Here is an 8369-nt window from a genome sequence, read left to right on the forward strand (position 1 = left end):
GGGCACGCACTCGTCGTCGACCAACCCGCAGGCCCGCCGCCGGATCCCCGGCACGGACGACGTGGCCGACCCGTGGAGCTCGCCCTCGCACGTGAGCACCCCCGAGGCGCCCGCGGACGACATGACCATCCTGGTCGGCTGGAACACCGCGACGCTCGCCGGCGTCAGCCGCGCCGACATGGACGCCTGGGCGCTGCGCTCGCACGAGCGGGCGCTGGCCGCCATCGACGAGGGCCGGTTCGCGGACGAGATCGTCCCGGTCAAGGTCACCGGGCGGGACGGCACCGTGTCGGTCTTCGACGTCGACGAGCACCCCCGCCGCGGCAGCACGATCGAGAAGCTGGCGGGTCTGAAGGTGCTGCACCCGGAGATCGAGGGCTTCTCGATCACCGCGGGCAACTCGTCCGGGATCAACGACGCGGCCTCCGCGGTCGTCGTCGCGAGCTCCGACCTCGCCGCCGAGCACGGGATCGCGCCGCTGGCCACCATCCGCTCCTGGGCGAGCGTGGGCGTGGACCCCTCCGAGACGGGCCTGGCCCCGATCGGTGCGATCCGCAAGGCGCTCGACCGGGCCGGGCTGACCGTCGCGGACGTGGACCTGTGGGAGATCAACGAGGCGTTCGCCTCCGTGCCGATCGCCGCCACCCGCGAGCTGGGTCTCGACGAGGAGAAGGTCAACCCGTTCGGCAGCGGCTGCAGCCTGGGCCACCCGATCGCGGCGACCGGTTCGCGGATGGTCGCGACCCTCGCGCACGAGCTGCGCCGCCGCGGCGGCGGGACCGCCGTCGCGTCCATGTGCGCGGGCGGCGGCATGGGCTCGGCGCTGGTCCTCACGGTCTAGGCCGTGTCTCCCAATCCGCTCCCGGCGCCCCCGACGGCGTTGCCGGACCACCCGAACACGGCCCGGTCCGAGGGCCGCCCGGCTGCCGTGCCGGGAACGACATGGATCACCGGGCCCGGCGGCGCCGGATCGAGAGACACGGCCTCGTGCTGAAGGACCCGGGTGTCGACGGGCTGCGGCTGGAGTGGTCGGCCGGCATCGCCCGGCTGACCCTCGACCGCCCCGCCGCCCGCAACGCGTTGACCATCGCGATGCGGCGCGGGCTGATCGACGTCGCCAGGGCGGCGGACGCGGACCCGGACACCCGGGTCGTGCTGCTGACCGGCGCCGACCCGGCCTTCTCCGCCGGACTGGACCTCACCGAGAGCCTGAACGGCTCGCCGCGTGGCGCCCGGACCGATCCCGCGGCGGTGCTCCGCTCGACGCGGACGCCGATCGTCGCCGTGGTCAACGGGCTCTGCTACACCGGGGCGCTGGAGATCGCGCTGTCGTGTGCGTTCGTCGTCGCGTCGGAGCGGGCGCGGTTCGCCGACACCCACGCCCAGGTCGGGCTCGTCGCGGGGTGGGGGATGAGTGCGCTGCTGCCGCGCGCGGTGGGCACCCGGCTCGCCCGGCAGATGATGACGACCGGGGAACCGATCGACGCGGCGCGGGCCCTCGCCGCGGGGCTGATCACCGAGGTGGTCCCCCACGAACGGCTCCTGGAGCGGGCCGGGGAGATCGCCGGGAGGATCGTCGCGGCCCACGCGGGCTCGGTCGACGTCCAGCTCGACCTCCTGCACCGGGGTGAGGGCGAGTCGCTCCCGCACGCCCTGGCCCTGGAGGCGGAGGAGAAGCTCCGCTGGCGCACGGACGTCGAGGAGGTCGGCCGCCGCTTCGCGGCGCTGCGGAGGCGTTAGCGGGGCAGACTCCCCCCATGCGCACCCAGGTCGCCATCGTCGGCGCAGGCCCCGCCGGACTGCTGCTGTCCCACCTGCTCGACCGCGCGGGCGTCGAGTCCGTGGTCGTCGAGGCCCGCTCGCGCGAGTACGTGGAGGCCCGGATCCGGGCCGGGATCCTCGAGCAGTCGACGGTCGACCTGCTGCGCGAGGTCGGGCTGGGGGAACGCCTCGACCGGGAGGGCGACGTCCACCGGGGCATCTACCTGCAGTACCCGGGGGAGCGGGTGCACCTGGACTTCGTGGACCTGGTGGGGCGCTCGGTCACCGTCTACGGGCAGACCGAGGTGACGAAGGACCTCGGGCGGGCGCGGGCGGCGGCGGGCCAGGAGATCGTCTACGAGGCCGCGGACACCGCGATCCACGACGCCGGGACCGAGCGGCCGTACCTCACGTTCACCGGTCCCGACGGGCGGGCCGAGCGGCTCGACGCGGACGTCGTCGTGGGCTGCGACGGCTCGTTCGGCCCCTCCCGCGCCGCCGTGCCGGACCCCGCCACGTGGGAGCGGACGTACCCGTACTCGTGGCTGGGGATCCTCGCCGACGCCGCCCCGTCGACCGACGAGCTGATCTACGCCTGGCACCCCGACGGCTTCGCGCTGCACTCCATGCGCTCGGCCACCGTCTCGCGGCTGTACCTGCAGGTCCCCAACGGCACCGACGTGGCGGACTGGTCGGACGACCGCGTGTGGACCGCCCTCGCCGAGCGCCTCGGCCTGGACGGCTGGACGCTCACGCCGGGGCCGGTGACCGAGAAGTCGGTGCTTCCCATGCGGTCCTTCGTGCAGCAGCCGATGCGGCACGGGCGGCTGTTCCTGGCGGGCGACGCCGCCCACATCGTGCCCCCGACGGGCGCGAAGGGGCTGAACCTCGCCGTCGCGGACGTCGCGCTGCTGGCCCCGGCCCTGGCCGCGCTGGTGCGGAACGAGGACTCCGCGCTCGCCGACGCCTACTCGGACACCGCGCTGCGCCGGGTCTGGCGGTGCACCCACTTCTCCTGGTGGATGACGACCATGCTGCACACCTCCGCGGACCCCTTCGACACCCAGCTCCAGCTCTCGCAGCTGCGCTGGGTCGCGACGAGCACCGCGGGCGCGACGGGGCTGGCCGAGAACTACGCGGGGCTGCCGATCGGCTTCTAGCCGCCCGCACTCGCGGTGCGGGACACCGGCCCGTCAGGATCGCGTCAAGATCCGAGGTCACGGCGTCAAGGTTCCGCATGCACGCCCCTCGGCGGGGCCCGCCCGGCACAGACTCTGCGACGTCCCGCCGGACGGTCCGGCGGGCTCGTGTCCCGAGGAGACTGTCCGGTGGCCGATGTGCTCTACGCGCTGCTGCTGGTCGGCGGGTTCGCCGTCCTGGTGCTGTGCCTGCGCGGTCTGGAGCGGCTGTGAGTACCGCCGACGTCGTCACGAACGTGGTGGGCGGGGTCGTGGCGCTCGCGCTGCTCGTCTACCTGGTGGTGGCCCTGCTGCGACCGGAGCGGTTCTGATGGGCCCCACCGTCGCGGGCCTGCTCCAGGTCGCGCTGCTGCTCGTCCTGCTCGCCGCCTGCTACGTCCCGCTCGGCGACTACATGGCGAGGGTCTTCACGGCCGAGCGTGACTGGCGGGTCGAGTCCGCGCTCTACCGGCTCGTCCGGGTCGACGCCGCGGGCGCGCAACGCTGGCCCACCTACGCCGCGGGCGTGCTGGGCTTCTCGTTCGTCTCGATCGTGCTCCTCTACCTGCTGCAACGCCTCCAGCCGCTGCTGCCGATGTCCTTCGACCGCGGCGCCGTCGAGCCCGCGATGGCGCTCAACACCGCGATCTCGTTCGTCACCAACACGAACTGGCAGTCCTACGTCCCCGAGCAGGTGCTCGGCAACACCGTGCAGATGGCGGGGCTGACGGTGCAGAACGTCGTGAGCGCCGCCGTCGGGCTGGCCGTGGCCGTGGCCGTGATCAGGGGGTTCGTCCGCTCGGGTACCGACCGCATCGGCAACTTCTGGGTCGACCTGACGCGGGGCGTCGTGCGGATCCTCGTGCCCTTCGCGTTCGTCGCGGCGATCCTGTTGGTGGCCATGGGCGTCACGATGTCGTTGAGGTCCGGTGTGGACGGGATCCCGCTGGCGCCGACCGCCTCCCAGGAGGCGGTCAAGATGCTGGGCACCAACGGCGGCGGGATCTTCAACGCCAACTCCGCGCACCCCTTCGAGAACCCCACAGCGCTGTCGAACCTGTTCGAGATCTTCCTCATGCTGGTCATCCCGGTCTGCCTGACCCGCACCTTCGGCACGATGGTGAACAACCGCCGTCAGGGCACGGTGCTGCTGTCGGTGATGGGCGTGCTCTGGGGCGCGATGCTCGCCGTGGCCTGGTTCGCCGAGACCCACCCGAACGGCCCGGCCACGCTCGCCGCGGGCGGGGCGCTGGAGGGCAAGGAGGTCCGGTTCGGCATCCCCGGCTCGGTCCTGTTCGGCGTCTCGACGACGGGGACCTCGACCGGCGCCGTCAACTCCCTGCACGACAGCTACACCGGCGGCGCAGGCGGCGCGGTGCTGCTGAACATCCTGTTCGGCGAGGTCGCGCCCGGCGGGGTCGGCGCGGGGCTCTACGGGATCCTGGTGCTGGCGGTCGTCGCGGTGTTCCTCGCCGGGCTGATGGTCGGGCGCACCCCGGAGTACCTGGGCAAGAAGCTCGGCCGCCGGGAGGTCACCGCGGCGGTGGTCGCGATCCTGGCCATGCCGACGCTCGTCCTGGTCGGCACCGGCCTGGCGATCGCGCTGCCCGGCACGCGCGACGCGCTCAACAACGACGGCGCCCACGGCTTCTCCGAGGTCCTCTACGCCTTCGCCAGCGCGGCCAACAACAACGGCTCCGCCTTCGCCGGCATCACCGTGACCAGCGACTTCTTCCAGACGGCGCTGGGTCTGGCGATGCTGTTCGGCCGGTTCGTGCCGATCCTGGCGGTGCTCGCACTGGCGGGCTCGCTGGCGCAGCAGCGCCGAGCCGAACCCACCGCGGGGACGCTCGCCACGGACAAGCCCCTGTTCGGCGTCCTCGTGGGCGGCACGATCGTCCTGGTCGCCGCCCTCACCTTCTTCCCGGCGCTCGCGCTGGGTCCGCTCGCGGAGGCACTCTCATGACCACCGTCCTGGACAGACCGACCCCGGTGCGGGCCGGGGCGTTCAGTCCGCCGCAGCTCTGGGCGGCGGTCCCCGAGGCCCTGCGCAAGCTCCACCCGCGCGCCCAGCTCCGCAACCCCGTGATGGTCGTCGTGTGGGTGGGATCGGTGCTGGTCACGGTCGACGCGATCGTGTCGCCGACCGTGTTCGGCTGGCTGATCGCGGTGTGGCTGTGGTTCACGGTCCTCTTCGCGAACCTCGCCGAGGCGGTCGCGGAGGGGCGGGGCAAGGCGCAGGCGGAGAGCCTGCGCCGCACGAAGCAGGAGACGACGGCGCGCCTGGTGTCCGGCGCCGTCGTCCCCGGTTCGTCGCTGACGGTCGGGGACCGGGTCGTCGTCGAGGCGGGGGAGACGATCCCCGGTGACGGGGACGTCGTCGAGGGCATCGCGACGGTCGACGAGTCCGCGATCACCGGGGAGTCCGCGCCGGTGGTGCGGGAGGCGGGGGGTGACCGGTCGTCGGTCACCGGCGGCACGACGGTGCTGTCCGACCGGATCGTCGTGGAGATCACGACGAAGCCGGGAGAGTCCTTCGTGGACCGGATGATCGCGCTGGTCGAGGGGGCCGCGCGGCAGAAGACGCCCAACGAGATCGCGCTGACGATCCTGCTGTCGGCGCTCACGGTGATCTTCCTGCTCGCCGTCGTGGCCCTGCAGCCGATGAGCGCCTACGCGGGCGGGCCGCAGGACGTCGTGGTGCTGGTGGCCCTCCTCGTCTGCCTCATCCCCACGACGATCGGCGCGCTGCTCTCGGCGATCGGCATCGCGGGCATGGACCGGCTGGTGCAGCGCAACGTGCTCGCCACGTCCGGGCGGGCCGTGGAGGCGGCGGGCGACATCGACACCCTGCTGCTGGACAAGACCGGCACCATCACCTTCGGCAACCGGCAGGCCACCGAGCTCGTCCCGGTCGACGGGGTGGGCGCGCGGGAGCTCGCCGAGGCCGCCCGGCTGTCCAGCCTGGCGGACCAGACGCCGGAGGGCCGCAGCGTCGTCGAGCTCTGTGCGCGGGAGTACGGCCTGGCGCCCGAGGCGAGCGCCGCGGAGGCGCGCGCGGAGTTCGTGCCGTTCACCGCCCAGACCCGGATGTCCGGGCTGGACGTCGACGGCCGCCGGATCCGCAAGGGCGCCGCGGGGAGCATGCCGACCTCGGCCGAGGTGACCCGGGTCGTCGACGCGATCTCCGACGAGGGCGGCACCCCGCTGGTCGTCACCATCGACGACCGGGTGCTGGGCGTGATCCGGCTGTCCGACGTGGTCAAGCCCGGCATCGCAGCCCGGTTCGCCGAGCTGCGGACCATGGGGATCCGCACGGTGATGGTCACCGGCGACAACCCCCGCACCGCGCGGGCCATCGCCGCCGAGGCGGGCGTCGACGACCACCTCGCCGAGGCCACGCCCGAGGACAAGATGGCCTACATCCGCCGCGAGCAGGAGGGCGGGCGGCTGGTCGCGATGACCGGCGACGGCACGAACGACGCCCCCGCGCTGGCGCAGGCGGACGTGGGGGTCGCGATGAACACGGGGACGGCCGCGGCCAAGGAGGCCGGGAACATGGTCGACCTCGACTCGGACCCCACGAAGCTCATCGAGATCGTGGAGATCGGCAAGCAGCTGCTGATCACCCGGGGCGCGCTGACCACCTTCTCGGTGGCCAACGACCTGGCCAAGTACTTCGCGATCCTGCCCGCGATGTTCGCGGCGCTGTACCCCTCGCTCGGCCTGCTCGACGTGATGGGACTGCACTCGCCACAGTCCGCGATCCTGTCCGCGGTGGTCTTCAACGCGCTGATCATCGTGGTGCTGATCCCACTGGCGCTGCGCGGGGTGCGGTACCGGCCCTCCTCGGCGGCGAGCCTGCTGCGCCGCAACCTGTTGGTCTACGGCCTGGGCGGCGTCGTGACGCCGTTCGCGGGCATCTACCTCATCGACCTGCTGGTCCGACTCCTCCCGGGGATGTGACGTGCTCTCCACTCTGCGCAGGCAGACCTCCACGGGTCTGCGGCTGTTGGTCGTCTTCACCGTGCTCTGCGGGATCGTGTACCCGCTGGCCGTCTGGGGGGTGTCCCGCGCGTTCGTCCCGAGCGCGGAGGGCTCGATCCTCCCGACGGGCGGGTCGTCCCTGATCGGCATCGATCCGGTGGCCGCCGACCCGGCCGCCGACCCCTACTTCCACACCCGGCCCTCGGCGTCGTCGGAGGACGTCCTGGGCCCCGCGGACCCCACGACCTCGGGCGGGTCGAACAAGGCGGGCGACTCGGCCGACCTGCTGGACGCCGTGTCGCAGCGCCGCGCGCTCATCGCCGAGCGCGAGGGCGTCGCGCCGGAGGCGGTCCCCACGGACGCCGTCACGGCGTCGGGCTCCGGGCTGGACCCGGACATCAGCCCGGCCTACGCGGCCCTGCAGGTCCCCCGGGTCGCCCGGGTCACGGGGCTGCCGGAGGCCGAGGTGGAGCGGCTCGTCGCGGGGGCGAGCGACGGGCGGATACTCGGCTTCCTGGGCGAGCCCACGGTGAACGTCCCGGAGCTGAACGCGGCGGTCGCGGGGTCCTGAACGGGCATCGTGAGCGGCATTGTGGCTCCATAGCTGTCGTTTCTGGGGCCTCCAACGACAGTTGTGGCTCCATAACGGTCGTAGGCGGGGGCTCCAGCGACAGGTGTGGCTCCATGACGCGGGGAGGGGGGAGTGTGGGCGGGGAGCTGCGGATCCATCTCGGGGCCGCGCCGGGGGTGGGGAAGACCTTCGCCATGCTCGGCGAGGCGCGGCGGCGGGTCGAGCGGGGGACGGACGTCGTCGTCGGGCTCGTCGAGACCCACGGCCGGGAGCGGACCGCGGAGCTGCTGGCCGGGTTGGAGACCCTGCCGCGGCTCGCGGGCGACCTGGACGTGCAGGCCGTGCTGGACCGCCGCCCCGAGGTGGTGCTGGTCGACGAGCTGGCCCACACCAACGCGCCCGGCGCGCGGCACCCGAAGCGCTGGCAGGACGTCGAGGAGATCCTCGCCGCCGGGATCGACGTCCTGTCCACGGTGAACGTGCAGCACCTGGAGTCGCTCAACGACGTCGTCGAGCGGATCACCGGGGTGCGGCAGCGGGAGACCGTGCCGGACGAGTTCGTGCGCCGCGCGGACCAGATCGAGCTGGTGGACATCACCCCGGAGGCGCTGCGCCGCAGGCTCGCGCACGGCAACGTCTACGCGGCCGAGAAGGTCGACGCCGCACTGGCCAACTACTTCCAGGTCGGCAACCTGATCGCGCTGCGGGAGCTGGCACTGCTGTGGGTGGCCGACGAGGTCGACGTCGCGTTGCGCAGGCACCGCACCGAGCAGCACATCTCAGAGACGTGGGAGACCCGCGAGCGGGTGGTGGTCGCCCTCACCGGCGGCCCCGAGTCCGAGACGGTCCTGCGCCGGGCCACCCGGATCGCC

Annotated in this window: 8 protein-coding genes; all 8 read left to right on the forward strand. The window is 73.1% G+C overall.

Annotation, left to right across the window (positions count from 1 at the left end; all coding sequences use genetic code 11):
- The coding region (locus tag H5J29_RS13005) for a thiolase family protein (protein WP_181781200.1) at window positions 1-841 on the forward strand (841 nt) is incomplete at its 5' end.
- 146 nt (window positions 842-987) lie between these two features.
- A complete protein-coding gene (locus H5J29_RS13010) occupies window positions 988-1740 on the forward strand; it encodes an enoyl-CoA hydratase-related protein (RefSeq protein ID WP_181781201.1) in 753 nt (250 codons plus the stop codon).
- A 17-nt stretch (window positions 1741-1757) separates the two neighbouring features.
- Window positions 1758-2921 carry a 4-hydroxybenzoate 3-monooxygenase gene (locus tag H5J29_RS13015; protein ID WP_181781202.1) on the forward strand — a complete coding sequence of 388 codons (1164 nt, stop codon included), beginning with the start codon at window positions 1758-1760 and terminating at the stop codon, window positions 2919-2921.
- Between the two features lie 248 nt (window positions 2922-3169).
- Window positions 3170-3271, forward strand: coding sequence for a K(+)-transporting ATPase subunit F (gene kdpF / locus H5J29_RS34990; protein ID WP_181781203.1), 102 nt, complete (start codon window positions 3170-3172; stop codon window positions 3269-3271).
- A complete protein-coding gene (gene kdpA / locus H5J29_RS13025) occupies window positions 3271-4905 on the forward strand; it encodes a potassium-transporting ATPase subunit KdpA (protein ID WP_181781204.1) in 1635 nt (544 codons plus the stop codon). The genes kdpF and kdpA overlap by 1 nt, the downstream gene beginning before the upstream one ends.
- Window positions 4902-6905 (forward strand): potassium-transporting ATPase subunit KdpB, encoded by a 2004-nt coding sequence (gene kdpB, locus H5J29_RS13030; protein ID WP_181781205.1) that lies wholly within the window; start codon window positions 4902-4904, stop codon window positions 6903-6905. Before kdpA ends, kdpB begins: the two co-directional genes overlap by 4 nt.
- 1 nt (window position 6906) lies before the next feature.
- Complete coding sequence (locus H5J29_RS13035; RefSeq protein WP_181781206.1) at window positions 6907-7497, forward strand: potassium-transporting ATPase subunit C; 591 nt, start codon at window positions 6907-6909, stop codon at window positions 7495-7497.
- Between the two features lie 113 nt (window positions 7498-7610).
- Window positions 7611-8369: histidine kinase (locus tag H5J29_RS13040; protein ID WP_446686477.1), on the forward strand; the 759-nt coding region annotated here is incomplete at its 3' end.

This window comes from Pseudonocardia pini, from assembly GCF_013870575.1.
Lineage (GTDB): Bacteria > Actinomycetota > Actinomycetes > Mycobacteriales > Pseudonocardiaceae > Pseudonocardia > Pseudonocardia pini.

What these genes read in the sequence shown, in the direction of transcription:
- H5J29_RS13015 (WP_181781202.1), top strand. Translation starts at nt 1,758, where the DNA reads ATGCGCACCCAGGTCGCCATCGTCGGCGCAGGCCCCGCCGGACTGCTG.
- kdpB (WP_181781205.1), top strand. Translation starts at nt 4,902, where the DNA reads ATGACCACCGTCCTGGACAGACCGACCCCGGTGCGGGCCGGGGCGTTC.
- kdpA (WP_181781204.1), top strand. Translation starts at nt 3,271, where the DNA reads ATGGGCCCCACCGTCGCGGGCCTGCTCCAGGTCGCGCTGCTGCTCGTC.